General features: G+C 61.9%; 22 protein-coding genes. 8 read left to right on the top strand and 14 right to left on the bottom strand.

What is annotated here, in order from left to right:
* Positions 1 to 201: 201 nt before the first annotated feature.
* Both G5168_RS08940 and G5168_RS08935 read left to right on the top strand, forming a co-directional pair.
* Complete coding sequence (locus G5168_RS08940) at positions 202 to 657, top strand: hypothetical protein (protein ID WP_005341510.1); 456 nt, start codon at positions 202 to 204, stop codon at positions 655 to 657.
* 143 nt (positions 658 to 800) lie between these two features.
* Entirely contained in the window at positions 801 to 1,952 is a 1,152-nt protein-coding gene (locus tag G5168_RS08935) for an iron-containing alcohol dehydrogenase (RefSeq protein ID WP_421252092.1), read from the top strand.
* A gap of 89 nt (positions 1,953 to 2,041) precedes the next feature.
* On the opposite strand, the gene G5168_RS08930 is transcribed toward G5168_RS08935, so the two are convergent.
* The 4 genes from G5168_RS08930 to G5168_RS08915 form a co-directional block, all read right to left on the bottom strand.
* The gene (locus G5168_RS08930; protein ID WP_158113613.1) at positions 2,042 to 2,500 is read right to left on the bottom strand and encodes a methylglyoxal synthase; all 459 of its coding nucleotides are present in this window, start codon (positions 2,498 to 2,500) and stop codon (positions 2,042 to 2,044) included.
* Between the two features lie 88 nt (positions 2,501 to 2,588).
* Complete coding sequence (locus tag G5168_RS08925; RefSeq protein ID WP_227341873.1) at positions 2,589 to 4,700, bottom strand: DUF885 domain-containing protein; 2,112 nt, start codon at positions 4,698 to 4,700, stop codon at positions 2,589 to 2,591.
* A 202-nt stretch (positions 4,701 to 4,902) separates the two neighbouring features.
* Positions 4,903 to 5,382 (bottom strand): bacterioferritin, encoded by a 480-nt coding sequence (bfr, locus tag G5168_RS08920; protein ID WP_042053647.1) that lies wholly within the window; start codon positions 5,380 to 5,382, stop codon positions 4,903 to 4,905.
* 144 nt (positions 5,383 to 5,526) lie between these two features.
* Positions 5,527 to 5,733 (bottom strand): bacterioferritin-associated ferredoxin, encoded by a 207-nt coding sequence (locus G5168_RS08915; RefSeq protein WP_005335965.1) that lies wholly within the window; start codon positions 5,731 to 5,733, stop codon positions 5,527 to 5,529.
* A 136-nt stretch (positions 5,734 to 5,869) separates the two neighbouring features.
* On the opposite strand from G5168_RS08915, the gene G5168_RS08910 reads away from it, so the two are divergent.
* Positions 5,870 to 6,181, top strand: coding sequence for an HlyU family transcriptional regulator (locus tag G5168_RS08910; RefSeq protein WP_227341874.1), 312 nt, complete (start codon positions 5,870 to 5,872; stop codon positions 6,179 to 6,181).
* Positions 6,178 to 8,244 (top strand): tRNA(Met) cytidine acetyltransferase TmcA, encoded by a 2,067-nt coding sequence (locus tag G5168_RS08905; RefSeq protein ID WP_421252091.1) that lies wholly within the window; start codon positions 6,178 to 6,180, stop codon positions 8,242 to 8,244. The genes G5168_RS08910 and G5168_RS08905 overlap by 4 nt, the downstream gene beginning before the upstream one ends.
* Here the strand turns inward: G5168_RS08905 and G5168_RS08900 are convergent.
* On the bottom strand, positions 8,231 to 8,950 hold the full coding sequence (locus G5168_RS08900; protein WP_227341876.1) for an SDR family NAD(P)-dependent oxidoreductase: 720 nt from the start codon (positions 8,948 to 8,950) through the stop codon (positions 8,231 to 8,233). The two genes, G5168_RS08905 and G5168_RS08900, sit on opposite strands and share 14 nt — an antisense overlap.
* Positions 8,951 to 9,151: 201 nt before the next feature.
* Between G5168_RS08900 and G5168_RS08895 the strand changes: the two genes are divergently transcribed.
* From G5168_RS08895 to G5168_RS08885, 3 genes are all read left to right on the top strand, one after another.
* The gene (locus G5168_RS08895) at positions 9,152 to 10,168 is read left to right on the top strand and encodes a chemotaxis protein (protein WP_227341877.1); all 1,017 of its coding nucleotides are present in this window, start codon (positions 9,152 to 9,154) and stop codon (positions 10,166 to 10,168) included.
* Positions 10,169 to 10,342: 174 nt separating this feature from the next.
* Positions 10,343 to 10,822, top strand: coding sequence for a hypothetical protein (locus G5168_RS08890; RefSeq protein WP_005354955.1), 480 nt, complete (start codon positions 10,343 to 10,345; stop codon positions 10,820 to 10,822).
* Between the two features lie 17 nt (positions 10,823 to 10,839).
* Positions 10,840 to 11,454 (top strand): superoxide dismutase, encoded by a 615-nt coding sequence (locus G5168_RS08885; RefSeq protein WP_421252090.1) that lies wholly within the window; start codon positions 10,840 to 10,842, stop codon positions 11,452 to 11,454.
* Positions 11,455 to 11,537: 83 nt separating this feature from the next.
* On the opposite strand, the gene G5168_RS08880 is transcribed toward G5168_RS08885, so the two are convergent.
* The 8 genes from G5168_RS08880 to G5168_RS08845 form a co-directional block, all read right to left on the bottom strand.
* The gene (locus G5168_RS08880; RefSeq protein WP_421252089.1) at positions 11,538 to 12,485 is read right to left on the bottom strand and encodes an ElyC/SanA/YdcF family protein; all 948 of its coding nucleotides are present in this window, start codon (positions 12,483 to 12,485) and stop codon (positions 11,538 to 11,540) included.
* A 186-nt stretch (positions 12,486 to 12,671) separates the two neighbouring features.
* Positions 12,672 to 15,431, bottom strand: a complete 2,760-nt coding sequence (locus G5168_RS08875) for a collagenase (RefSeq protein ID WP_421252088.1) — start codon at positions 15,429 to 15,431, stop codon at positions 12,672 to 12,674.
* Between the two features lie 218 nt (positions 15,432 to 15,649).
* The gene (menE, locus tag G5168_RS08870; RefSeq protein WP_421231188.1) at positions 15,650 to 17,077 is read right to left on the bottom strand and encodes an o-succinylbenzoate--CoA ligase; all 1,428 of its coding nucleotides are present in this window, start codon (positions 17,075 to 17,077) and stop codon (positions 15,650 to 15,652) included.
* Complete coding sequence (gene menC, locus G5168_RS08865) at positions 17,070 to 17,999, bottom strand: o-succinylbenzoate synthase (protein ID WP_158111287.1); 930 nt, start codon at positions 17,997 to 17,999, stop codon at positions 17,070 to 17,072. Before menC ends, menE begins: the two co-directional genes overlap by 8 nt.
* Positions 17,999 to 18,859 (bottom strand): 1,4-dihydroxy-2-naphthoyl-CoA synthase, encoded by an 861-nt coding sequence (gene menB, locus G5168_RS08860; protein WP_042081860.1) that lies wholly within the window; start codon positions 18,857 to 18,859, stop codon positions 17,999 to 18,001. The genes menC and menB overlap by 1 nt, the downstream gene beginning before the upstream one ends.
* On the bottom strand, positions 18,852 to 19,649 hold the full coding sequence (gene menH, locus G5168_RS08855; RefSeq protein WP_227341883.1) for a 2-succinyl-6-hydroxy-2,4-cyclohexadiene-1-carboxylate synthase: 798 nt from the start codon (positions 19,647 to 19,649) through the stop codon (positions 18,852 to 18,854). Before menH ends, menB begins: the two co-directional genes overlap by 8 nt.
* Entirely contained in the window at positions 19,609 to 21,354 is a 1,746-nt protein-coding gene (gene menD / locus G5168_RS08850; RefSeq protein ID WP_227341884.1) for a 2-succinyl-5-enolpyruvyl-6-hydroxy-3-cyclohexene-1-carboxylic-acid synthase, read from the bottom strand. Before menD ends, menH begins: the two co-directional genes overlap by 41 nt.
* Before the next feature lie 32 nt (positions 21,355 to 21,386).
* A complete protein-coding gene (locus tag G5168_RS08845) occupies positions 21,387 to 22,709 on the bottom strand; it encodes an isochorismate synthase (protein ID WP_227341885.1) in 1,323 nt (440 codons plus the stop codon).
* A 208-nt stretch (positions 22,710 to 22,917) separates the two neighbouring features.
* Between G5168_RS08845 and G5168_RS08840 the strand changes: the two genes are divergently transcribed.
* Positions 22,918 to 23,823, top strand: coding sequence for a 1,4-dihydroxy-2-naphthoate polyprenyltransferase (locus G5168_RS08840; RefSeq protein ID WP_005363134.1), 906 nt, complete (start codon positions 22,918 to 22,920; stop codon positions 23,821 to 23,823).
* A 75-nt stretch (positions 23,824 to 23,898) separates the two neighbouring features.
* On the opposite strand, the gene G5168_RS08835 is transcribed toward G5168_RS08840, so the two are convergent.
* Positions 23,899 to 25,293 carry a PepSY-associated TM helix domain-containing protein gene (locus tag G5168_RS08835; RefSeq protein ID WP_227341886.1) on the bottom strand — a complete coding sequence of 465 codons (1,395 nt, stop codon included), beginning with the start codon at positions 25,291 to 25,293 and terminating at the stop codon, positions 23,899 to 23,901.
* Positions 25,294 to 25,464 lie beyond the last annotated feature (171 nt).

Below are 25,464 nucleotides of genomic sequence, written 5' to 3'. Positions count from 1 at the left end.
GCCGGCAGCAGATGAGTCATGATTCTGACGCCAGCCTTGCGTGTGGGGCGTGGTGAGATCCGCCATAGCGCGGGATCTTGCACCATCTGACAAGTTGGCCTGTAACTTGCTGGTTTAATTGATAATGGTGGGGCCTGACGCCCCATGTGACCGGATCAGCCTGTGCCCATTGCCGCAGATGCGCACTGAATTGGAGCCCCCATGGATATCAAACCCTACAGCCAGCAGCTTGCCCAGAGCGCATCCAACAACCGTGCCCTCGCTACCCTCAACAGTGCCAGTAGCGGCGGTCAGGGCGGTGGCTGGGAGGAGATGGTCAGCCTCTCCACCCAGCGCATGACCGGCCAGGCCCAGCAGGTGCTGACCTACGAACATCTGGCCAAGAACAACAAGTTGCCACCGGCGCTCGATATGAGCTCCGACAAGGGGGGCGTGGTGCAGCAGCTGGTGGACAAGGCGCTCGGTTTCGATCGCAAGAAGTTCAACGAGATCGAAGAGAAGCTCAAGACCATCGCCGATAACAAGAAGCTGACGCCGGAAGAGCGGGCGGAGCAGAGCAAGCCGCTCAACGAGCAGCGAGAGGCGATGCTCAAGGAGGCGATGGATCGCCTGACCGGCAAGAAGAGCTCATCCACAGATGAGGCCAAAACCGCCTGATCCTGCCGCTGTTCTGAGATCTACCCGGTCGGCACCGATGGGCCAGTGTCGACCGCCGATGGGCAAGCTTCTGCCACCTCTTTTGACCTCACCTCCCCACAGGCGCACAATGTCCGCGCATTGAGTCAGTCGAGGAGTCCGCCGTGTACAACTTCCAATATGCCAATCCGACCCGTATCTGTTTCGGCGAGGGGCAGATCGCCAGCCTGCCCGAACTGATCCCGCCCGGCAGCCGGCTGCTGGTGCTCTACGGCGGAGGCAGCATCAAGCAAAACGGCGTCTATGAGCAGCTGACCCGGGCGCTGGAAGGGGTGACGTGGCAGGAGTTTTCCGGCATCGGCGCCAACCCCAGATTCGAGCTGTTGATGGAGGCGGTGGCGCAGGTTAAACGCGATCGCATCGACTTCTTGCTAGCCGTCGGCGGCGGCTCGGTAGTGGATGGCACCAAGTTTGTTGCGGCCGCCGCCTGCTACGAGGGGGATGATCCCTGGGATATCTGCGGTAAACAGGCGAGTGTGCACAAGGCGCTGCCGATGGGCTGTGTGCTGACCCTGCCAGCCACCGGCTCCGAGAGCAATCCTACCTCGGTGGTGAGCCGGGGGGATGTGAAGATCTCCTTCAGAAGCCCGCTGGTGCAGCCGCAATTTGCGGTGCTCGATCCGGCGACCACCAACAGTCTGCCGCCGCGCCAGACCGGTAATGGAGTGGTGGATGCCTTCGTCCATATTGCCGAGCAGTACCTCACCTTTCCGGTGGGAGGCGAGGTACAGGATCGGCTGGCGGAAGGTTTGCTGCAGGTGCTGGTGGAGAACGGCCCCAAGGCGCTGGCGGAGCCGACCAACTATCAGGTGCGGGCCAATCTGATGTGGGCGGCCAGTCTGGCGCTCAACGGGCTTATCGGTTGCGGAGTGCCGCAGGATTGGGCCTCTCACGCCATCGGCCATCAGCTGACGGCGCTTTACGGGCTCGACCACGGCCAGAGTCTGGCCGTGGTGCTCCCCTCGCTGCTGCGTGAGCGGGCGAGCCAGAAGCAGGACAAGCTGGCCCAGTTTGCCGAGCGGGTGTGGCATTCGACCCGCGAGGACAAGGCCCTGCGCATCGAGGAGGCGATCATCCGTACCGAGCAGTTCTTCCAGAAGATGGGATTGGGTACCCGGCTGGCTGACTATGGCCTCAGCGAAAGTTGCATTCCGGCGGTCTGCTCCAACCTCAAGCGGGTGGGGCGCACCGCGCTCGGTGAGCAGCAGGATATCGACCCGGATCGGGTGGCACGCATTCTCGCCCGCGCGCTATAAGCCGGCGCCGGTTTGTGTCCCTGGCTGATTCATTTTCCCAATTAAAGAGGGCCGCTTGTTGCGGCCCTCTTGCATGACGGGTTAGCCGATCACTCGGTGCGTGCCTTCAGATAACCGGCGTAATCCGGGATCTGTACGCTGAACGCTTGCCGCATATGGGGGCTGTCCATGATGAAGTCGGCGGTCGCTTCGTTGGTGGCTACCGGGATGTTCCAGACTGCCGCGAGGCGGAGCAGCGCCTTAACGTCCGGATCGTGCGGCACCGCATTGAGGGGATCCCAGAAGAAGATCAGCACATCGATCTTCCCTTCGGCGATCAGGGCGCCGAGCTGCTGGTCGCCTCCCATGGGGCCGGAGAAGAGGCAGGTGATGGGCAGTTGCGCCTTCTTGCCGAGCATGGTGCCGGTGGTGCCGGTCGCATAGAGATGGTGGAGCTTGAGCTCCTCCTTGCGGCGCATCACCCAGTTCAGCAGAGGGTTTTTCATGTTGTCGTGAGCCACCAGAGCCACCCGTTTGTGGGGCGCCATCTCGCGTGCAATCTGTTCCATGGAAATCGTCCGTAGCATTGTTATTGGAAGAGAGCCGTATCCTAATCGAAAGCGGCGCCCGTTGCCTTGCTGGGCGCCGTAACTGTGATCACTTCGACTGTTCAATCCACTGCTTGTTCTTCTGCTCCAGCACCGAGATGGGCAGCATGCCGTATTCCAGCACATGGTGGTGGAACGCCTTGAGGTCAAAGCCTCCGCCCAGTGCCTGCTCGGCCGACTCCCGCATCCGGATCAGCGCCAGCTGGCCCGCTTTGTAGGAGGTCGCCTGGCCAGTGTAGGCCATGTATCGCGGTACCTCGGAGCTGATGTCCCCAGCACCCAATGCCGAGTTCTCCTTCATGTAGTTGACGGCCTGATCGTGGCTCCAGCCATACCAGTGGATACCGGTATCCACTACTAGCCGCATCGCCCTGAGCATCTCCTCGTTGAGGCGGCCAAAGTATTGCAACTGGTTGTTGAAGGCGGAAGACCCCTCGACCTTCACGTCTCCCACCGCCGGATCGTAGAGACCGCGCCCCTGATAGAGCCCCATGTCGTGATCCGCCAGATACTCGGTGTAGAGCGCCCAGCCCTCCGCATAGGAGGTGTAGGAGGCGTTAGCCACGTACTGCGGGAAGTCGGGATCCTTGGCGGCTAGCTCCTGGGCGATGGTGATCTGGAAGTGGTGACCCGGCGCCGCCTCGTGGGCCAGCAGGGTGCTGATGTTCCAGCTCTGCAGACCATAGGGGTAGTATGTGTTGAGGAAGAACTGCCCCTTGCGGCCGGTCTGCGGGTTGCCGTCCTGATACCAGGCTACCCCGCCGTATGGCGCATCTTCATAGGAGACGGGCACCACCTCGTAATCCAGTTTGGGAATGGTACGTTCGGCATCGAAGAAGTCTGGCAGCACCAGTGCTGCTTTGCTCTTGAAGACGTTGTACTCCTGCAGTGCCCGCTCGTGTTCGGCCAGCGCCTGCTGCTGTGGCCCGCTCAACGTCGCCCTGGCTGCATTGTCCGGGTTGAGGCCGGCGGACCAGACCTCTAGCGGGTTCTGATAGAAGAAGGTCGGCTCGTTCAGATAGCGGAAGAAGGCGTAGATCTGGCCGCTCTGCTTGCTCTGGCTCACGTCGTCGCTGTCACACTTGCCGACGGAATGGCATACCTTGACCATGGCAGCGAAGATCCGCTCTACCTCGCTCAATCCCAGCTCATGTACCTGCTCGGGTGTCATATTGGTGGTGGTGTGCTTCTTCAGCAGCCAGCGATACCAGTCTCGCCCGTTGGTCATGCCGCAGAAGCCATCATCACACTCGCCACTACCCAAGCGCACTGCATAGGCGCCGCCATGCTGGTAATCCAGATAGTCGCGCAGCGCCAGATAGCGGGTGTTGATGCTGTCCAACACGGCTTTGTAGTCTGCTCGCAGTGTGGCATCGGCATCCCCCGGCAACTGCTGCCAGCCGAGGTTGGAGCCGGCGATCGCCTCCCCATCCAGCTTGCTGTTGAGCTGGGCCAGCAGCCGGTCTACCAGCTCATCAGGCAAGGTGTTGCCTTGAACACTGGCCAGCTCGAACTGGTGTTTCACCTCGGCAAGATAGACATCATAGGCCTTGAGCCAGGTGAGGTGTTCCTGATACCAGGCCAGCGGGGTCATTGTTGTCTTTGCTCGAGTTGCCATTGCAAGTGCCGGAGCTGTGTCTGTGCGGTCGAGATCCCGTCGCCATGCGCCATCACCCGGCGTGACCCTGTCGGCCGAGCTGTGCTCGAAATAGTCGAAGTCACCGCTGACGGTGCGAGCCGCTTTGCCGCTGGCAGGGGCTGCTCCGACGTCATCTGCCAGATCCACCACGCGGTTGCGGAAGTGATGGATCGGGATCTGGGATTGGGGTAAATCGTATCCTTCAAGATTGATCTGCAAGTCCCAGCGGATCATGTCGTAGAACAGCCGATCCCGCTCACTTAGCACCGTGGGATCCAGAGCATTCAGTCGTTGGAGCAGTGAACTGTCGAGTGCTTTGCGCTTGGCGATGCTGGTGGCATCGATGGCAAAACCGTAGGGGTCGAGCGATTGGCTCTCGCGCAGGGCCTCATCCATGGTTTGCATCAGGGATGCTTTGGTGGCTGCGGGATCTGCAGGTGCGTTCGAGCTGTTGTCATTGCAGGCGGCAAGAGACAGGGCAATGGCGCAGGCTAGCGCGAGCTTGTTGGGTAGGAAGTGCATGATTTAGTCCTTTCACATGTTGTTATTGTATGTCCCTGTGAGGGGCCCCAATAGTGCAACTGCCAAGCGTCTGTTTTTGCGATCTGAATAGCAAAAATACGCTTATTTTTCATGCTGATAAGTGGTGTGAAAAGCTATGCAGCCAGACATTAAAAAACCCGCCTTAGCGGGTTTTTTAACCGTTTTTTCATGCCATAACTATTCAGGATGAACTGTGGTGCAGTTGCGACTGCTGGTAGTTCTCCAGCCCGATGCGATCGATAAGATCGAGCTGGGTCTCCAGCCAGTCCACGTGCTCCTCCTCATCCTCCAGGATCTCCTGGAACAGGTCGCGGCTGATGTAGTCCTGCACCGACTCGGCATAGGCGATGGCTACCTTGAGGTCGGGGATGGCATCCATCTCCAGCGACAGGTCGCAGCGCAGCATCTCTTCCACCGTTTCACCGATACGCAGCTTGCCCAGATCCTGCAAATTGGGCAGCCCTTCGAGAAACAGCACCCGTTTGACCAGCTCGTCGGCGTGTTTCATCTCATCGATAGACTCGTGATACTCCTTGTGCCCGAGCGCCTTGAGGCCCCAGTCATCGTAGATGCGGGCGTGCAGGAAGTATTGGTTGATGGCAATCAGCTCATTGGCCAGCACCTTGTTGAGGTGGGCAATGATCTTGGGATCTCCTTTCATCGACAGTGCTCCTTGGTTCGTGCCTGAGGCTTCGATCGTTAGAGCTTAGTCCAGAAAAGTGACAACAAGAGGTCTGGCGAGCCAGCTCGCCTGAGAAAAGGGGTGACCCTGTTGGCGGGTCGCATCAGAAAAGAGGTGTCCGGATCAGGCCACTTCGTAGTAGAGCACGGGTTGCTCCTGCTCCATCTTGTCGAGCTCGGCGGCAATGATCTCCATGGTCATGCGCACGCATTTTCCACATTGGGCGCCCACCTCGAGCGACTGCTTGAGCTGGCGGAATTCGCTTTTACCTGACTGCACCGCTTTGCGGATCTGGGTATCTGTGATGCCGCGGCACAAACAGACGTACATGATGGTCACCTCTTGTGGAATGAGATGAAATCTAAATGAGAATGGTTCGTAGTGCAAATAACCATTGGTAATAAGATCCCCTGCTTGCCACTGTGCAACCCCTTGGGGACAATGCTGGCAACCAGAGGAGATCACCATGCTCAAGAAACTGTTCAGCGCCCTGTTCGGGGGCGAGCCGACCAAGGCGCCGGAAGTCACTCCCACCGAATATGCTGGCTATCTCATCTATCCGGAGCCCATGGCAGAAGGTGGCCAGTACCGACTGGCAGGGCGCATCACCAAGGAGCTGGACGGCGTGCTGCAGACTCATCGCTTTATTCGCTCCGATCTGTTTGCCAATCCGGCCGATGCTGAGCGTTTCATGGTGCAGAAGGCCCACACCTTTATCGATCAGATGGGAGATCGCATGTTCGAGCCCCGCAAACCGGCTTACAGCCAAGCTTCATGACACTGCAAGAGGTCACCCTGCTGCGCGAGGCGCTGGCCCGCGCCGGTGAGCGGCGACTGATCTGGCTGGAGGGGGAGGAGGGCGAGTGCATTGCCCGCGCCCAATCCCTGCTCGGCGAGACCGTCTTCTGGCTGGGTGCCGGGCCCGAGAGTTATGCCCCGCAACCCGCCGCCAAGGCGCTGCTGCGGCTCGGTCAGGAGTGCGACACGCTGGTGTTCAACGCCTTCAGCGGCTTTCACCCCGATGCCTTTGGGGCGCTGGCGGGCACTCTTCGCGCCGGAGGCTTGCTGTTGCTGCTGACCCCACCCAGAGCGCAGTGGCCCGCATGGCCGGATCCCGACCGGATCCGGCTGGTGGCCCAGCAGGAGGAGGCGAGCCGGGCGGGCCACGGCTTTATCGCCCGGCTGGTGCGGTTGTTGGAAGGTGATCCTGCCCTCTCTCTGGAGCCGCCGGTTTGTTCGCAGCCGTGGCAACCGATTGGGCCGGAGCGCAGGCTGAGCTGCGATCAGACACGGGCACTGCCCGCCATCCACAAGGTGTTGCACGGCCATCGTCGTCGGCCACTGGTGCTGAGCGCCGACCGCGGCCGAGGCAAGAGTGCGCTGCTGGGGCTGGCTGCCGCCGAGCTGCTGCGCCAGCAACCCTCGCTGAACATAGTGGTGACGGCCCCCTCGCAGGCAACGGTAGCGACCCTGTTTGCCCACGCAGCTCGCGGGCTAGATACCACGCCTGGACAGCTGGCTGGGCTGAGCTACTGTTCGCCGGATCGGCTGGTGCACGAGGCGATTAATCCCGATCTGCTGCTGGTGGATGAAGCGGCCGCCATTCCGACCCCGCTGCTCGAGGCCATGCTGGCCCGCCACAGCCGCATCGTGTTTGCCACCACCGAGCATGGTTACGAGGGGACGGGGCGCGGTTTTCACCTGCGCTTCAAGCGTGTGCTCGATAGCCAGACCCCGGAGTGGCAGGAGATCCACCTCTCTGAGCCCATTCGCTGGAGTAAGCGTGATCCGCTGGAGCCGCTGATTTTCCGCCTGCTCGGCCTCAATGCCGAAGTCGCAATGCCCTTGCCGCCGACCAGCCCGAGCTGGCGTCTGGTCAATCAGGAGGTGCTGGCGAGCGACGAGACGTTGCTCAACCAGCTGTTCGGCTTGCTGGTGCTGGCTCACTACCAGACTACGCCGAGCGATCTCAGATCGCTGCTGGAGAGCCCGGATCTCGACATCCATCTGCTGGAGCAGGATGTGTGCCTGCTGGGAGTGGCGCTGGTGGCGCGGGAAGGGGAGATAGATCCCGAGCTGGCCGAGGCGATCTGGGCCGGGCGTCGTCGTCCGCGCGGCCATCTGCTGCCCCAGTCGCTGCTAGCTCATGCCGGTTTCAAGACTGCGGGGGGGCGCAGCTACGCCCGGGTGATGCGTATCGCCATCCACCCCGAGCTGCAACGGCACGGTCTGGGTTCACTGCTGCTTGGCAAGCTTGAGGAGCACTATCGCCAGATTGGCACCGACTACCTCGGCTCGGCCTTTTCGGCCAGCGCCGACCTGCTCCCCTTCTGGCGCAAGGCAGGGCTGGAGGTGCTGCGCATCGGTCTGCAACGGGATGCCGCCAGCGGCTGCCACGCAGCCCTGCTGCTAAAGGCGCTGAAACCCGAGCATGAGCCCGAGCTGGATCAGTGGCAGCAGCGTTTCATTCGCCAGTTGCCTACCCTGCTGGCTGGTGAGTTGAGCGAGCTGGATCCCGAGCTGGTATGGCAATGTCTGCAAGGCAGTACCGCTACCGCAGCGGAGCTTGGCGAGTTCGAGCGCGATGAGGTTGAGTGCTTTGCCCTGCATCACAAGCCATTCGAACTGAGCCAATCCAGCTTGCAGCTGTGGCTGGCGCGCCATCTGGCTGTGCTGGCTTCACTGACTCCTGACGAGCGTTATCTGCTGATAGCAGCCATCTGGCAATATGCCGACTGGGGAAGACTGGCTGCGAGGTTGCAACTGGCGGGCAAGCCGGCCGTGATCAAGAGTTTGCGGGCGCTGCTGGCGCGTCTCTTGAGTTCCTCTACCACTCGATAGGGTTGCCCTGCCAGTCGAGAAAGCTCAGTTCGCCATCCGGTTGTAGCCGGTTCATCAGGTTAACCAGATGGTTGGCTACCTGCTCGGGACTCTGCACGTTTCCCGCCGGTACATTGGCGTGAAACGGGCGGGAGAGCGGGGTATCCACTGTGCCGGGATGGAAGGCCAACAATTTGACGCCTGGGGCCCGCCGGGCCAGCTCGATGGCGGCACACTTGAGCAGCATGTTGAGGGCAGCCTTGGATGCGCGATAGCCATACCAGCCGCCCGCTCGGTTGTCGCCAATGCTGCCGACCCGGGCACTGAGAACGGCCAGAGTGCAAGGCTCGCGGCCAAACAGCGGTAACAACTGGCTGAACCAGCACAGCGGCAGCAGTGCGTTGGTCTGGTAGAGACGGGTCATGGCATCAAGATTGAGTGATTCGAGCCGCTTCTCCGGCTGGATCTCCCCCTGATGCAGGATGCCGTTGCAGATCACCACCCTGTGCGGTTTCGGTGCCAACTCCGCGATGCGGGCTACCGCAGTTGCCATCTGCTCATCGCTGTAATCACAACATAGCCAGTGCAGGGCTGGCGAAGAGGCTCCTGCTGGTGCGGGCTGACGGCTGATGGCAATCACTGGCCCGACACCCGCCGCCAACCAGTGTGTCACCAGAGCCGCCCCGATCCCGCCAGAAGCGCCAATCACGACGATACCTTCACTCATCTCAGGCTCCTTGTAAGTACATGATGGATTTCACCATCCGCCAATGTTGTCCTGATTGGCAGATACGATCCCGCCAGCCTGCGGGATCAAGCGGTTAACGATGCAATCTTGCCGAGATCCGAGCCGTTGGGTGAATTCCATTCCTATACTGAGGGAAAACCGCAGCGGTCTGCTGCCCGCGCAACCAGAATGAGAGTCACCATGATGTCCAAAGATGGGGAAGAGCGTAAATCTATCCTGACCGAAAGTGGCACCAACGAGCTTGAGATCATCGAGTTTCACCTCAAGAAGCAGCTACCGGACGGCCGTGAAAAAACCGCTTATTACGGGATCAACGTCGCCAAGGTGCGCGAGGTGATCCGGGTGCCGGAGACCACAGATTACCCCAACGCCCAGCGTCATATGGTGGGGGTCTTCTCCCTGCGGGATCGCCTCATCCCGCTGGTGGATCTGGCAGGCTGGCTCGGCATCAAGACCAACCCTGACCCCAGCCACAAGGTGGTGATCGTCACCGACTTCAACAAGATGGCCAACGGCTTTCTGATCGATAGCGTCAGCAGGATCCACCGGGTATCCTGGGAGGATGTGGAGTCCCCCAGCCAGTTTCTGGAGGCGGGGGAGAACGACTGCGTGGTGGCCGTGGTCAGGCGCGATGGCAACCTCATCATGATCCTCGATTTCGAGAAGATCATCGCCGATATCAACCCCGAGCTCAGCATGGAGAAGTACGACGTCACCCAAGATCGCAAAGTGCTTATCGACGATCGCATGATGGCGCTGCGACAGGGCAAAACCATTCTGGTGGTGGACGACTCGGCCTTTATCCGCAAGATGATCGAGACCACCCTGCGCACCGCTGGCTACAACGTGATCACGGCCAAGGACGGGGGAGAGGGGCTGGAGATGATGACGGATTTCGATCGTCTGGCCCAGGAGGAGAGAATGCCGGTGACCGGCTTCGTCAATGCGGTGATCACCGATGTGGAGATGCCGCGCATGGATGGTATGCACCTGCTCAAGCGGCTACGGGATACCCCCTCCTACAAGGATATGCCCATCGTGATGTTCTCCTCTCTGATGAGCGATGACAACCGCCAGAAAGCGCTGCAACTGGGGGCCAACGATACCATCACCAAGCCCGAGATAGGGCGCATGGTGGGGATGATGGACCATATGCTGCTGGGGATCGCCCCGCCTTCGCCAGCCAACAACATCTGACCTGCCGTTAACTTGCCATTGGCCGGTCGAATCCACTGACCGGTGCCTCAAGCGGCCACTCCTTGCCAAGGGGTGGCCGCGCTGTTTTGTCTGTTTGCTGCGATCCCGACGCCCCTTGTCTCCCGGATATGGTTTATGTAATGATAATTATTATCATTTGTTGGTGTGAAGCATATGACAGCAACCTGGGTGAAGGGATGGGTCGAGTCGACCGAAGGTGGCAGCAGCATGAGTCACTGGAAACAGCAGACCCGAGAGGGCAACCGGCTGTTTGACTGCGGCGAGTATCATCAGGCGTTGGCCCATTATCAGCAGGCGCTCTGGCTGGCTCGTCAGCAATTGGTGCAGTGGCATGACGCCGATGAGGCGGTGGCTGCGCTGGTTGTGGCTCACCACAATCTGGCGGATCTGCTGGTGGCCATGACCCTGCCCGATCGCGCCGCCGACCTGCTCTGCTATGTGCACGACTGCCTGCTGGCGACCTGTCACTCCCCCGCTTGCTCCTCTCGCCTGCGAGAAGCCGCGTTGCGCCATACCCGCACAACCCGTGCCGAGTTGCTGACGTTCGTACAGCGCCACGGCAGCCACGCCGGGATCATGCGTTCGCTCGGTCACTGCCTGTGTCAGAGCGAGCCCTCATCCCGGCTCCATTAATCCGAACAGAGGTCATCATGAGCCATACCCTGCCAGCCCTGAACTATGCCTACGACGCACTGGAACCCCATATCGATGCACTGACCATGGAGATCCACCACAGCCGTCATCACCAGACCTATATCAACAACCTCAACGCCGCGCTGGAAGGGGCGCCAGAGCTGGCCGCAATGCCGGTAGAGGCTCTGCTGCGCCGCTTCGATACTCTGCCTGTCACCTTGCAGGGGGCGGTACGCAACCATGGCGGCGGCCATGCCAACCACTCCCTGTTCTGGCTGGTGATGAGCCCGCAGGGGGGCGGTGAGCCGGGTGGTGAACTGGCTCTGGCCATCGAGCGGGAATTGGGGGGATTCGATGCCTTCAAGCAGGCTTTCACTCAGGCGGCTTTGAGTCGTTTTGGCAGTGGCTGGGCCTGGCTGGTGGTGGACAAGGCAGGCAGATTGCAGGTGGAGAGCAGTGCCAATCAGGATAGTCCCCTGATACATGGCCATACCCCGATCCTGGGGCTGGATGTGTGGGAGCACGCCTACTATCTCAAGTACCAGAACAAGCGTCCTGACTATATCGCAACCTTCTATCAGGTGGTGGATTGGGCCGAAGTGGCCCGCCGCTATCAGGCGGCGCGAGGCTGACCTGTCGCTGGGTATGGGTGTGCAGGCTCACCGCCACAACCCGCGCTGTAATAGCAAGACCCGCCAGTTGGCGGGTCGTCTGTTTATGGTGTGGCTGTGCTGGCGCTGGCGGCTGAAGAGGCCACCGGCAACGTGGGCAAGGCCGCGCTGGGCATCTCGGCGGCGGTTTCTGCCGCGGATTTGGCGGGAGTGACCGGCTCAGTCGTTGCCGCAGCGGATAAAGCTAGCGTGACTTGTTCCGTCACGGCCGAGGCTGATGGAGTAGCAGACTCGGTGGCAACCGCGGCAGAGACTGCCGCTGGCTTTGCCTCATCCACAGCCGGTTTGGGCTGTTTGAGGCAGGGTTGCAGGCTGCCGATGGTGCTCAGTGACTGGCAAGGCACAGGCAGACCGATGGGGACCGGTGCCCCGAGAAACTTGGGCCCCTTGTCCAGTACATAGAGGTCGAGCAACCCCATCAGGCGGGCAAAGACTTCCCGCACCCGGGTGCGGATCCCCTGATAGGCGCTGGGGTCCTCGGCATTGAAGCCGACCGCATCGATACCGAAATGGCGGGCGATGAAAATGGCCCGCTCGTTATGAAAGCCCTGGGAGACCACGGTAAAGCGCTCCTGGCCGAACACCTCCTTGGCGCGAACCACTGAGTCGAGGGTGCGGAATCCGGCGAAATCCATATAGATGGCGGAGGCGGGGATGCCCGCCTTGATCAGGGCGCGGCGCATCTGGCGTGGCTCGTTGTACTGCACGGTAGCGTTGTCACCGGAGACGATGATGAAGTCCACCTTGGCATTGTTGTAGAGCTCGGCCGCCGCCTTGATGCGGTATTTGAAGTAGTGGTTGGGGCCGCCACCAGAGAGATATTTGGAGGTACCCAGCACCACCGCAACCCGGTTGTAGGGCACCTTGTCCACCTGATCGTAGGTGTAGTGACGGGCATCCGAGACGATCCACTCGCTGTAGCCCAGCAGCATGGCAATCAGTGCCAGCAGCAAAACGAGGCAGGCGAGGAGGATCTTGGCAAACTTCTTCATGCGCGGTGCGGTCAGGGTCTGAAGTTGGGAGTGGCTATCGGCATTCTATTACAACTCGGCCGCTGGCGTCAGGCTTGATAACGGGCGGGCACCTCATTCGGGCAGAGGTTGTCGCAGCAGAGGCCGAGGGAGCGAGAGATAAAGCGAGGGGCTGCGGTGGCAGCCCCTCTGTTGGATGAAGGTCTATCAGTGGGCGGAGTCGTTACCCTTGCAGGCGTCTGACTCCTTGTTGGCTTGCCACCAGGGCAGCAGATCCCGGGCGAGCCACGCCTGATAGGCGTCGCTGTCGTTGGCGATCAGCCGGTCCAGCTCCCCTTCGAAGTCGCTCATCGCCTGCTGCCGATCCGGATTGCGCAGCGCCTGTGCCAGCGCCAGCCAGCTGGCACCGCGACCGGTATCGTTGAGGAAGCGGTGCACGGTATAGGACCAGGAGTAGACCATCTCGCCACCCTGCTCGTAGTCAAGGTGGAGGATCGCCGCCAGTGTCGGGCGCTGGTTGGCGGGGCGGTTTGCCACGTTATCCAGACCCCGGGCAAAGCACTGGCCGTGGGCGATGTACTCTGCAATCCCCTCGGCCCACCAAGTGGTGCGGTTGAGCGGATAGTGGCCGAAGCTGCCGTACTGGTTAAAGCGGCCGTCGAGATAGTGAACGTACTCGTGGCGCAGGTTCCACACCTGGAAGGCAGGGCGTTTCCACTCCGCCTCATAGGCGAAGAAGCGGGCCTGATTGCCGGGGCGAGCCGGATCCCCCTCGATATAGATGCCGCCATTGTCGGTGGATACGCCAAAAAGCGCGCTGCCGTAGCGGCCCCAGTCGGCGGAGGAGTTGAAGATCACCAGCTCCAGCGCTTCGTTGTGATCATCGGCCACCGGTTGCCAGCCTGTCTCCATCTGCTGGTGGAAGCGCTGCTCTTCATCACCCAGCTCGCGGCAGATCCCTTCGGCTTGGGCCTGGGTCAGATCCTGGGCGCGCAGACGCAGGGTGGGTGAGCAGGTGTGCTCGAACGGCAGAATATCTTCCATGCGGATCGGGGTACAAAGCCCGGCAAACTCGCCGCTGACACAGGCTTCGCTGGTGCGATCCGTGTAGGTGAGGTAGTAGCTGGAAAGGGTCAGGGAGACCTCTTCCAGCATGGCGGCCGGATGCTGGCCGCCCGGGACCAGTCCCTGCTGGCGCATGATGGCGATGACATCGCGATCCAGTTGTTGGCGGTAGGCGATCGCCTTATCCGGGCTGGTGTGATGGAGGTAGCGCATCATCTGGTAGAGACGGCTATGGGCATCGAGGATGTTGTTGAAGATAAACAGATCCCGTGAGCCATCGCGCTGTTTCCAGAGGGCCAGCTCGCTCAGGCCCAGTTGCAGCAGGCTCTGGCGCAATGCCGCCTCCTGTTGCTGCACAGCTGCGCTGAAGTCTGCCTGCTGACCGTAAGAGGCGCTCTGATCGACCAGATTGAGCAGTTCGAACAGGCCATCGGCCCAGGGTTTGTGGCCATTGATCTGCGCCGCATGTTGCACCGCATAGCCGAGCGCCTGGTTGAGCTGGGCCAGCATGGGGGCGGCACTCTGGCGGAAGGCGGCTTGGCCAAGTTGTCCCTGCGCTGCCACGCTCCAGGCTTCCAGCACTGTGCCAGCCTGATCCTGCGGTTCAGCTCCCAGCAGCAATGGGTGGTTGAGCAGATCAATCATCACCCCGGCCAGTGCCCGGGCGACCTGATCACTCTCTTTGCCAACGCCGCCGTGGTAGTTGTGGGCGCGCACATAGTAGAGCAGCTTGTCCATTGCCGGATGGGTCGGTTGGTTGGCCGCCAGCAGGGCACGCATGCCGCGCACCACCGCCATCAGCTTGGCGTCATCGTGGCCGTAATCCGCCTGCCAGGCAGGACTGTTCTGGCCGCTCACGTCGGCCACCAGTTTGGCGGCATCGCTGTCGAGCAGATCCACATCGGGCTGCTCTGGCTCCGAGCAGAGACGACCGTTGGCACGGCGGCACTCCAGCTGCTCCTCCTTGCTGGCCAGCACGATGGGGCGATTGAGCACCCGGCTCTCCTGCCACTCTTTGCTCTCTGGCAGGGGTTGCCACTCGCCGCCGGCGACCGGGTATTGGTAGCCGCTATCTTGCAACGTTACCTGAACCTCGCTGCCAGCGGGGATCACCTGACGGCAGATGCGATAGCGGATGGTGTTGCTCCCCTCCTTGCGCTCCTGCGGCTCATCACACTCCTGTTGAGGCGTGAGTTGATCCAGCTGCCACTGATAGCGGCGCCAGACATGGAGCTCGCTGACCTGAGCGGCAGCCTGACTGCCTGCCACCGGTTGCAGACGGAAGAAGATCTGCTCCAACCGGCCATCCCGTTCACTCGGGGTCTCTTCAAGTACCTGCAACTGCTGCCAATCCTGCGGCTGATAGTGCCACTCCGACTCGGCGCAGCGGCCCTGCGCGTTGAGCTCGCAACGATCCAGCTCCCTTTCGCTCTGACCCAGGATGATGGCTTGCGGCAGCGGCAGACGATCCTGCCGCTGGGCGGTCGGCGTGCCCGCCAGCTGCTCCCAGCGACCCTGCTTGAGGCCATAACCGAAGTCATAACTGCTGGCGGGAATGAGCTTGCCCGCTGGAATCCGGTCTTCACAGCGCATGAAGCGGATCTGCCAGCCCGCATCTACCTTGAGCTGCGGGTCGCCACACTGTTGCTCGGCCAGTGCGGCGAGATCGCTGTTCTGCCAGTCGAAGCGGCGGTAGACCCTAAGCTGCTGATAGGGTGCATTGCTGCTGCGCGCCTTGAGCTCGTAGGTGATCTCGGTGATGCGAGCGGCCAGCTGCCGGCTCGATTCGCCAGTCAGCTGATACTGTCGCCAGTCATTGGGGGAGTAGTTGGCTTGCGCCGAGGATGTAGCCAAAAGCAGGGGGCCTGCCAGCAGCAGCCACCCGGTACCTGAACGGTTCATTTTTATCCCTTTGTTCTTTTTTGTGTATTGTCTTGCGAGTAATCGCAAGGCAATTTAAACAGTTCCAAAGGGATATCAATTGCCAATTAAAAATCAGATAAATCAATAAGATGGTGACTTTTTGAGTCTGATCGAATTATCGTGGGTTGGCGCCGCAGTAAGGACTCACATGTTTCTTTTTTGTTTTCAAAGAAGATCGGTAAATTGTGAGTCCGATCTCATTCAGCTTGTCGTGCCCGAGTAGTTTGTTGTCGGGCTACCTTGCCCAGCAGTTGGCGGGAGGGTTTGAGATTGCCGCCAAGATCGGGCCAGGGGAGCCAGTGGTCGGGCACCATAAAGCCGGGCAGGGTGCTGCGGATCCAGGCTGCCAGCTCGGAGTCGGGAACCGGCTCGCCGTGCCAGTCGATAAAGGCGGCGGGGCGTTGGCCCCACTCGTCGCTCGGCACCGGCACCACCAGCGCCTGGGCGACAGCGGGATGATCTACCAGTCGTTGCTCGATGGTTTCGGGCTGGATGTTTTCGCCACCCGAGATGAAGAGGTTATCGAGCCGTCCCTCTACCAGCAGCTCCCCTGCCGCAGTGAACCTCCCCTTGTCGCGAGTATGAAACCAGCCTGCGCCATCGAGGGGCAGATCCAGCTCGCCAGCCCGGTAGTAACCGGCAAACAGGGTGGCGCCGCGCACGCAGATCTCCTGCTCCCTGATACACACCTCCCGCCCCGGTAGCGGTTTGCCAACTACGCCTGCATCGCCGGGGATAGCGGTGCAGACCTGACTGCCCATCTCGGAGAGACCATAACTCACCTTGGGTTCGAGCCCCATAGCGCAGAGGCGGCTCACCAGCGGCTGCGGGATGGCGGCACCGCCGAGCAGCAACTCGCGCAGGCTGGTACGGGCGGGATCAAAACCCTCTGCCAGCAGGCGCCAGAGCTGGGTCGGCACCAGCGAGAGATGGGTAATGGGTTGCTGTTCAAGCCGCGCCTTGAGCGGCTGACTGCGATCGTCCAGCACCAACGTGGCACCCGCCAGAAAGACTCGAAACAGGATGGCGTAGCCGCCCACATGGAACAGCGGCAGGGAGAGCAGCCAGCCGCAGGCCTCATCGAGGGGAATGAGGCTGGCAGAGCCGCGCGCCGAGGCCAGGTGGTTGCAGAGCCGGTGCACCACCGCTTTCGGCGTGCCGCTGGAGCCCGAGGTGAGGATCATATTGTTGAGTTGGGTCGATGCCAGCGGCCACGCTTCCTCTCTTGCTGGCAGTTCGCGCGTGAAGTCGAGCTGCAAGGGCTGCCAGTTGCCTGCCGGGATCTCCCCTGCCGACCAGAAGACATCGGCATCGAGTTGCACCGCCAGCTCGCGCTGCTTTTCGAGGGGGAAGGCGGGGTTGAGCGGGCAGAACACCACGCCGCTGCGCACGCAGGTCCATGCCAGCAGCACATCTTCCAGCGCACCGCGCACCACTGCAGCCAGATGATCGCCACGGCGCACGTCGGCCTGTTCCAGCTGTTGGCACAGGCTGTTGAGGCGGGCATCGAGCTGGCGGTAACTGAAGGGCGAGGCGGCGTGGATGGCAATGCGGTTCGGGGCTGTGATTGCCCGGTGGCGTACCGGGCAAGGTGTCTGTTCGGGTGAACGGGAGGGGTCAATCACGGTAATACAGTTGCTCCAGTCGGCTCAGTTCCGGTTTGCCATCTTCCCCCAGCAGGTTGCCTGCCATCCAGCGGCGGGTATCCAGCCCCGGCGCCTGTTCCGGTGCCCACTCGCCTGCCAGATGAAAGAGCTGGTTCAGGCCCAGATCCGATTCGAAACAGGAGGAGATGATCACCTTGAGCCGCAGTTCGCGGGCGCGGGCGATCAGCGCTTCGCAGTTGGCGAGTGAACCGAGCAGGGTAGGCTTGAGCACCAGCGCGCGCAGTTGCGGGATCGGCTCCCACGGCTTGCCTTGTGCCAGCAGCTCGTCCAGCGCCACCGGCATGCCGGTGCGGTTGGCGACAAAGGCGATGTCGGCAAAGTCGGCGCAGGGGTCTTCCAGATACTCGATGCGATTCGGGTCGAGATGGCCGCAGAAGGTCCATGCCTCCTCGCGAGTCCAGCCCTGGTTTGCATCCAGCACCAGCTTGAGGGAGGGGAGGCGGTCGCACAGCAGTCGGATCAGCGCCAACTCGTCACGCATCGGGTAGCGCGCCACCTTCAGCTTGGCCTTGCCGGGCGTGCGGTGCAGCCACTCTTTCCAGTTGCGCAGCAGCTCCTGGGGGGAGCCTTGAATGAGGGGATAGGGCTCCGGCAGCGGGTTGCGCTGCTCGGGCCATGTCCGGCGCGCGCAGTCGAGGCCAAATTGCACCGACGGCAGCACGGGGTTCGGGGTATCGCCGGCGGCCAGGGCCGCCAGCGTGGCAAGGGCTTCTGCCTCTGCCTGTTGCAGACTCTCTTTCGAGAAGCCGGGCAGGGGGGCGATTTCCCCCCAGCCGTCGTTGATGCGTACCAACAGCCCCTCTCGCGCCACCTCCACCTTGCCGTGAAAGGTCAGGGGCTGGGTAAAAGGCAGTTGATAGCGATACAGGGCGAGTGTCATCAGGGGTTCCGCTTGTATTTGGAGAAGTCGGGGCGACGCTTTTCGTTGAAGGCGTTGCGGCCTTCCTGACCCTCTTCGGTCATGTAGAACAGCATGGTGGCATTGCCCGCCAGCTCCTGCAAGCCCGCCTGACCATCACAGTCAGCGTTGAGGGCCGCTTTCAGGCAACGCAGCGCCATCGGGCTGTTTTGCAGCATTTCGCGGCACCAGCGCACGGTTTCACGCTCCAGATCCGCCAGCGGCACGACGGTGTTGACCAGACCCATGTCGAGGGCTTGCTGGGCATCGTACATGCGGCAGAGGAACCAGATTTCGCGGGCCTTCTTCTGGCCGACGATGCGAGCCATGTAGGAAGCACCCCAACCACCATCGAAGGAGCCCACTTTCGGGCCGGTCTGGCCAAACTGGGCGTTGTCGGCAGCGATGGTCAGGTCACACATCATGTGCAACACGTGGCCACCACCGACCGCGTAACCGGCCACCATGGCCACCACAGGTTTCGGGCAGGTACGGATGTCGCGCTGGAAGTCGAGCACGTTGAGGTGGTGAGTCCCCTCGTCATCCCGGTATCCACCGTAGTCGCCACGGATCTTCTGGTCGCCGCCGGCGCAGAAGGCTTTCTCGCCAAAACCGGTCAGGATGATGGTGCCGATCTGATCATCATAACGGGCATCGGCCAGCGCCTGCAGCATCTCTTTGACGGTGCGGGGGCGGAAGGCGTTGCGCACCTGGGGACGGTTGATGGTGATCTTGGCAATGCCATCGTTGGACTTGTGATAGAGGATGTCCTCGTAACCGGCGGAGCAATCTTGCCATTCAACAGGTGCATACAGTTCAGCTTCCGTCATTGCTTCAATCATGACTCGTCTCTTCTTGTTGGTTGACCCACTCCGCGAGGAGTCGGGCAAAGTTATCAGGCTGATGGGCGTGCAGATTATGGCCGCCATCCAGCACCAAGTGGTTGATTCTGCGATTTTGGTTCGCCAGCTGGCAAGCCAGCTGATGGAATTTGTGATCCCGTTTGCCACTCACATAAGTAACCGGCAGCTGGCTCGCCATGAGCCAGGGGGCGAGATCCGGCTGCTTGCCGAGCGAAGTGGCGCGCAGCATGGTGGCGATGCCTAGGCCGTCGTTGCCAAGGCGGTGGGCGATCTGGCGGGCCCGGGCCGCGTCGTCGAGATCGGCAAACACCCCTTGCCGGTACCAGTCTGCCAGCACGTCAGCCAGGCGCTCGCGCTCGAAGCGCCGCGCCCACTGTTCATCGTGCTGGATGCGGGCGGGCCGCTCATTGTCTGGTAGCCCCGGGTGGCAGTTCTCCAGCAGCAGCCCCCGCAGCCCGGCGGGCTTGCGGCTGGCGTGATAGAGGGCCAGTCGCCCCCCCAGCGAATAACCCGCCAGCAGATAGCGTTCAATGTTGCGGCTGGCCAGCTCGGTGACCAGCCACTGGTGGCTCTGCTCAAAGTCGTTGACGTTGAGATCGCTATGCTGGCCGTGACCCGGCAGATCGAGGGCGATGCAGTGGATGGCGGGCAGCCGGTCGATCACCGGTTGCCAGTCGCCGCCATCCCCCAGCAGGCCGTGCAGCAGCACCAGCGGCACATGGGCATTTTTATTTGCCACGGATGGCGGCCCCCAGCGCCTTGAGATCATCGGCCACCTGCTCGCTCGGTACCCGGATCTCGATCAAGGTAACGCCATGTTGGAGGGCGGCGCTGTAATCCTGTTCGAACTCGGCCAGTGTGGTCGGCGCCCGATAGGCGAGGCCAAACATGGCGGCGGCATGTTCAAAGCTGAGACCGTGGGGCAGCCGGTAGTAGCTCTCCAGCAGCTCCCCTTCGGTGGGCACCGGCAACATACGAAAGATGCTGCCGCCATCGTTGTTGAGCAAGATCACCACCAGCGGTCGGCTTGCCTTGCTGAGCAGCGCGAGGCTGTTGAGATCGTGCAGGGCGCTGAGATCCCCAAGCAGCAGGGTGGTGGGTTGGTTGCTGCTTTGCGCAAATCCGTAAGCAGTGGCGATGAGGCCGTCGATGCCGGAGGCACCGCGGTTGGTCATCACCCGGCTCGGCCCCTTGCCCGTTTCGCCGAGCATATCCATCAGTCGAGCAGGCATGCTGTTGCCGACAAACAGTTGGCCTTCGATCAGGCGGTTGAGGCGATGGCAGACCCCGAGCTCGGAGAAGTGCTCGCAGGCAGCGGCGATCTGCTGACTGGCATTGTGTTGCAGCTTGGCCAATGTGTGCCAAGGGTCTTGTATGGTGGCCGGATGGGCCGCAGCGAAAGCGCTGGCGCTGCAGAGCAGCCGGTTGCGCAGCCGGTAGTCGGGATCGAGCCGCGCCGGTTGCGGATCCACCAGCCAGTAATCCTGCCATGAATGGTGTTTGATGAACTGGCCGAGCCGCTTGGAGACAAGCCGCGCGCCAAATTGCAGCAGCACCTCGGCCCGGCCCAGCTCGGCGACGAATTCAGGGTCGTTGAGCGCCATATCCATGTGGATGAGGTTGCGGCTGTCGAAGCGGATCTGGCTCTGCAGATCCGCCAGCAGCGGCCAGCCGAGTTGCTCCGCCAGCGCGGCGGCGGCCTGTGCCTGCTTCGGGTCAGTAATGCGGCCAGCTACAACGATGCCGCGCTGTTGCCGAAAGCTTTCCCACTCTGCCTGAGGTGGGCAGCTCGGCTCGTTTTGCTGCCACGGGCTCCATGGCTTGCGCGAGCCGAGCCAGTCACCGAGGGGGGCCAGATAGTCGGAGAAATCCTGATAGTGCTCGCCCGGGTAGAGGGGCTCGGGGTACATGCAGTTGAAGTGCACCACCCCGGGGGTGAGCGCCTGTTTGGCCAAGGCTTGGTCCACCGAACTCAGCACAAACGCCGCCGGAATGGTCGGGGTGGGGCTCGGCAGGTTCTGCTGATAGACGGGGTAGCGGCCGAAGATCCCTTGCTGGTCGATCGCCTGATTGGCGCCGTTGTCGATAAGTTCGTGAGGACGATCGGCGGAGAGAATAATCAGCGGCACGCCGGTGAGCTGGGCCTCTGCCACGGCGGGCCAGAGGTTGGCTACCGCGGTGCCCGAGGTCATGATCACCGCCACCGGCCGGTTGCTCCCCTTGGCTAGCCCCAGCGCCATAAAGCCGAGGCCGCGCTCGTCAAAGTGCAAGTGACGACGAAAGCCCTGATGGGCCGCGGCGGCCATGGTCAGCGGCGCAGAGCGGGAGCCGGGGGCCAGCGCGATGTCGCGCACCCCGAGGCGAAAGAGCTCCTCCAGCAAGAGGGAGGACCAGACGTGGTTGAAGGTGGCGTGCTGGCTCGAAAACGGGGGGCAAGCAAACTCTTCGCTGGCAGGCTCTTTACGGGTGGGCATAGGGGCTCTCGTAGCGTGAAAAGGGTGAATGACTATCCCAGCAGGGAGAGCACATTGGCGATCTTGTTGTCGAGTTCGGCCCACTCTGCGGCAGGCTCGGAACCGGCGACAATGCCGGCACCGGCAAACAGGGTGACGCTGCCCGGCTGAATTCGGGCGCTGCGAATAGCGACCGAGAACTCCGAGGTCTCCCGGCTCAGCATGCCGCAGGCACCGGCGTACCAGCCCCGATCGTAGGGCTCGAACTCGCGGATAAAGGCGAGCGCTGCCTCGCGCGGGGCGCCGCCCACCGCCGGCGTCGGGTGGAGGGCGTCGAGCAACTGCCAGTCGCAGACCCCGGGCTTGAGCTCGGCTTCGATATCGCACTTGAGGTGTTGCAGCAGCCGCAGTTTCAGAATGCGCGGCTCGGTCAGGGTGGCATCGTGGGTCAGTGGCGCCAGACGGCTGAGGATGTCGGCATGTACCAGCCGGTTCTCCAGCCGGTTCTTGCTGTCGGCCAGCAGCTCGGCAGCCAGTTGGGCATCCACCTCTTCATCGCCGGAGCGGCGGATGGTGCCCGCCAGCGCCTCGGTAAAGAGGTGGCGATCTTCCCGGCGGTAGAGCCGCTCGGGGGAGCAGGCGATAAAGGCCTGCTCGGGGGAGAATTGAAAACCGAAGTGGAAGCAGTCCTGGGCGTGGCGGGCCCACTGGTCGAGCATGGCCCAGGGATTGATATCCGCATCATGGTTCGGACTGGTCAGCAAGCTCTCCCGCGACAGCACCACCTTGGGGGTGTGGGCCTGAAAATCGGGGGCGGTGACGCGCTCCACCAGCGTCTGCCACTGGGCGGGGCCGGGGCAATCCTGTCGCTGCCAGGGCTGCTTTTGCAGGGCGGGCAGCGGGGCTTCCGGGCGCAGGGCATCGAGGGCGGCTTCTGCCGCCTGCAGTTCGGCCTCGAGATTGTCGTCATCCAGCCAGAGGTTGAGGCAGAGGCTGACGCACTCGCCACGGCGCACCAGCTCGATGCGGGGCAGCACGAAACGGCAGGAGCCAAACCCTTGCCAGCCGGATTGGGCCGGATCAAACGCCAGTCCGCCATAGTAGCGGGGGCTGTCGTCATGATGCTGGTTGGCTGTGTTAGTGCACACCTGCTTGATGGCGTGCGGCTTGGTCAATTCATGGATGGCGCCCAGCGCGACATACTCGGGACGAGCCTCTCCACGGGCCTGCCAGTAGATGCGGGGATAGAGGGTTTGCGCCGCGAGCCAGCCCAGAAAGGAGCGGATTTCGATCGCCACTCGCAACCGTACGAAGCCGCTGACGTTGCTGTGACGCAGGGCGTCCAGTTGTTGCTTGATATGGGTCTGAGCCAACATGGATTCTTTTCTGAGCCGGGTAGTAACGAGCGATCCGGTAGCTGGATGCCGTAGGTTTATGCCAAAGGGCGATGATTTCCTATATATTATCTGCCCATTCGTCCATGTAAATCGCCCGCGGGAGCTTCACTCTCCGGGGCCAAGTATACCCAAATCCGGTTCGATAACCCTTAACACGATCAATATCCGATTGTTTGGCCATCACAAAATGACAAATACCTTCTCTGTTTGGTTGCTGGCGGCGCGTTTGCGAACATTGCCGCTCGCCTGCTCTTCCATCCTGCTGGGCTCGGGGCTGGCTGCCAGTCGTGGTGCCTTCGATGGCACCATCATGGCGCTCTCCCTGTTGACCGCCATCTTGCTGCAGATCCTCTCCAATCTGGCCAACGATTACGGCGATGCGGTCTCCGGCGCCGACAACGGCGAGCGGATCGGCCCGCAGCGGGCGGTGGTCTCCGGTCTTATCACCAAAAAGCAGATGTGCGTGGCGATGGGGCTGACTGCGCTGGCGGCGGTGGCCAGTGGCCTGCTGCTGCTGGGCTGTGCCTTCGGCGGCCAGTGGCTGCAGATTTTGGCATTTGTGGTGCTGGGGGGGGCGGCCATTGTCGCGGCGGTGACCTACACCGTCGGCAAGACCCCTTACGGCTATCGCGGGTTTGGCGATATCTCGGTGTTCCTCTTCTTCGGTCTGCTGGGGGTGCTCGGCTCCTACTACCTCTTCACCAAGACGCTGGAGTGGGATCTGCTGCTGCCCGCCACCGCCTGTGGCCTGCTGGCCACCGCCGTGCTCAATATCAACAATGTGCGCGACATCGAGACCGACGCCGCCAGCGGCAAGATCACCCTGGCGGTGCGCCTTGGCCGCAACCGCGCCATTGCCTATCACTGGGTACTGCTGGGGGCGGCGCTGCTGGCAACCATCGCCTTTATCCTGATCCAGCCCGCCAGCTTCTGGCCGTGGATCTTCCTGCCCGCCATGAAGCCCCTCAGCGATGCGGCCAAGACTCTTCGCGAAAGCTACGATGGCGAGGTGCTGACCGGTTCCCTCAAGAAGACCGCCATCAGCGCCTTTCTGTTCAGTCTGCTGCTCTCCATCGGGTTGGCGCTCTCCTGACAGCTGGTCGCAGCTCGCCAAGGCGAATAATGAAAAGGGCTCCCGAGATGGGAGCCCTTTTTGGTTTTGGCGGGTTTAGCTGGCGCGCGCCGCCCTGAGCGGGTGACGGGAGAAAATCAGGGTATCCAGCAGCCAGATGGCGATCATGGATGTGCCCACCAGCGGGAAGGCGATCCCCAGCAGGATCAGCAGGGCGATGGCACCGCGCATCGGCGGGAGTTTGGCAGGCAGTGGCGGCGCGGCGAGACGGCCCTGCGGACGGCGGCACCACCAGATCCACAGACCACTCACGGCGCTGGCCAGCACCATCAGGCAGATGGTCAGCATGGCCAGCTGATGGGGCCAGCCGTAGAGCTTGCCCATGTGCAGCATGACGCCGCTCTCCACCGTCTTGGCAACCGTGCCGTAATCCTGCCAGCGCACATCGGCCAGCACCTTGCCGCTGTATTGATCGATATGCAGGGTGGCGTCGTTGCGTGGATCGTCGGCAAACAGGGCGATGGTGTAGACGCCGGTGGTGCCGACCGGCGGGGTGATGCTGTACCCCGGACTCACCTTCCGGGCAGTGGCGATATCCACCACCTGTTGCAGCGGGATCCGCTGGCTGGCCATCACCATTCCCTCGTGCTCGCCGTGGTTCATGGCGCCGTGATCGTGCCCCTCATCAACAGGCTGCGAGCTGGGCATAGGGGTGTTCTCCACCGCCCAGGGGACGGTCTGCTCGTGGGCCTGATTGAGGCTGCGAGCCAGCGGTGCCGATTTGGGCACCTCGTTCCACATGGCGGCGGGGAAGCGGTTCCAGACCGCGGCAAACTGATCGCCCCAGAAACCGGTCCAGGTCATGCCGCTCAACAGCAACAGCAGCAGGAAACCAGCGCCCCAGAAGCCGACCACTGCGTGCAGATCCCGCCACCAGAGGCGTCCGCGCTGGCTGACTCTGGGCCAAAGAATGCCACCCACCCCGGGCCCCTTGCGTGGCCACCAGAGGTAGAGGCCGCTCAGCAGCAGTACTAGCCCCCAGCCTGCCGCCAGTTCGATCAGCCGATCCCCCGTGGTGCCGAGCAGCAGGTCGGCGTGCAGGGAGCGAGCCACCGCTTGCAGATTCCACTTGTTATCCATGGTGCCGAGCAGGGCGCCGCTGGCGGGATCCATAAACAGGGTCAGTTCGCGCTCCCCCTGATTGACGATGAACTGAGCGCTCAGGTCGGGAGCGGCAGGCGGCAGGTATTTACGCAGGCTGGCATCGGGCATGGTCATCATCGCCTTGGCCAGCAGCTGGTCGGCACTCAGGGTCTGGCTGGCGGGGGCGACCTCCATCAGCTCTGGGTACATCAGGTTGTCGAGCTGGGGTTTGAACAGATAGACGATCCCGGTCAGTGACAGCAGGATCAGGAAAGGGGCGACAAAGAGACCGGCGTAGAAGTGCCAGCGCCAGATCCGTTGGTGATGACTCGAGTCCCTGTTTTTCATTGCACATCCTTGTTGAGGTGCCAAACCTTTCGGCAGGTGGAATGTTTGTGGCGGCGCGGATAATAGCAGTAACGTTTCGTTAACTGCAATCGCACATCTTGAGATCGATTCAGTGCGGGCTGCCGGTAACATGAGGTGCCGACGGTTTGCTGGATAGGATGAGCACGCTTT

Origin of the sequence: Aeromonas sp. 600724, assembly GCF_049175135.1 — a bacterium.
Classification (GTDB): Bacteria; Pseudomonadota; Gammaproteobacteria; order Enterobacterales; family Aeromonadaceae; genus Aeromonas; species Aeromonas veronii_A.
Note: the sequence above shows the minus strand (reverse complement) of the source record. Positions and strands in the feature narration are given on the sequence as shown.

Bases quoted from the DNA above. Each gene is read 5' to 3' on its own strand.
- G5168_RS08940 (WP_005341510.1), top strand. From the start codon at position 202: ATGGATATCAAACCCTACAGCCAGCAGCTTGCCCAGAGCGCATCCAAC.
- menH (WP_227341883.1), bottom strand. From the start codon at position 19,649: ATGATCTCAAGGCGCTGGGGGCCGCCATCCGTGGCAAATAAAAATGCC.
- G5168_RS08890 (WP_005354955.1), top strand. From the start codon at position 10,343: ATGACAGCAACCTGGGTGAAGGGATGGGTCGAGTCGACCGAAGGTGGC.
- G5168_RS08885 (WP_421252090.1), top strand. From the start codon at position 10,840: ATGAGCCATACCCTGCCAGCCCTGAACTATGCCTACGACGCACTGGAA.
- G5168_RS08895 (WP_227341877.1), top strand. From the start codon at position 9,152: ATGATGTCCAAAGATGGGGAAGAGCGTAAATCTATCCTGACCGAAAGT.
- G5168_RS08840 (WP_005363134.1), top strand. From the start codon at position 22,918: ATGACAAATACCTTCTCTGTTTGGTTGCTGGCGGCGCGTTTGCGAACA.
- G5168_RS08835 (WP_227341886.1), bottom strand. From the start codon at position 25,293: ATGAAAAACAGGGACTCGAGTCATCACCAACGGATCTGGCGCTGGCAC.
- G5168_RS08905 (WP_421252091.1), top strand. From the start codon at position 6,178: ATGACACTGCAAGAGGTCACCCTGCTGCGCGAGGCGCTGGCCCGCGCC.
- G5168_RS08845 (WP_227341885.1), bottom strand. From the start codon at position 22,709: ATGTTGGCTCAGACCCATATCAAGCAACAACTGGACGCCCTGCGTCAC.
- G5168_RS08880 (WP_421252089.1), bottom strand. From the start codon at position 12,485: ATGAAGAAGTTTGCCAAGATCCTCCTCGCCTGCCTCGTTTTGCTGCTG.
- G5168_RS08915 (WP_005335965.1), bottom strand. From the start codon at position 5,733: ATGTACGTCTGTTTGTGCCGCGGCATCACAGATACCCAGATCCGCAAA.
- menC (WP_158111287.1), bottom strand. From the start codon at position 17,999: ATGACACTCGCCCTGTATCGCTATCAACTGCCTTTTACCCAGCCCCTG.
- G5168_RS08910 (WP_227341874.1), top strand. From the start codon at position 5,870: ATGCTCAAGAAACTGTTCAGCGCCCTGTTCGGGGGCGAGCCGACCAAG.
- bfr (WP_042053647.1), bottom strand. From the start codon at position 5,382: ATGAAAGGAGATCCCAAGATCATTGCCCACCTCAACAAGGTGCTGGCC.
- G5168_RS08900 (WP_227341876.1), bottom strand. From the start codon at position 8,950: ATGAGTGAAGGTATCGTCGTGATTGGCGCTTCTGGCGGGATCGGGGCG.
- G5168_RS08930 (WP_158113613.1), bottom strand. From the start codon at position 2,500: ATGGAACAGATTGCACGCGAGATGGCGCCCCACAAACGGGTGGCTCTG.
- G5168_RS08925 (WP_227341873.1), bottom strand. From the start codon at position 4,700: ATGCACTTCCTACCCAACAAGCTCGCGCTAGCCTGCGCCATTGCCCTG.
- menB (WP_042081860.1), bottom strand. From the start codon at position 18,859: ATGATTGAAGCAATGACGGAAGCTGAACTGTATGCACCTGTTGAATGG.
- menD (WP_227341884.1), bottom strand. From the start codon at position 21,354: ATGCCCACCCGTAAAGAGCCTGCCAGCGAAGAGTTTGCTTGCCCCCCG.
- G5168_RS08875 (WP_421252088.1), bottom strand. From the start codon at position 15,431: ATGAACCGTTCAGGTACCGGGTGGCTGCTGCTGGCAGGCCCCCTGCTT.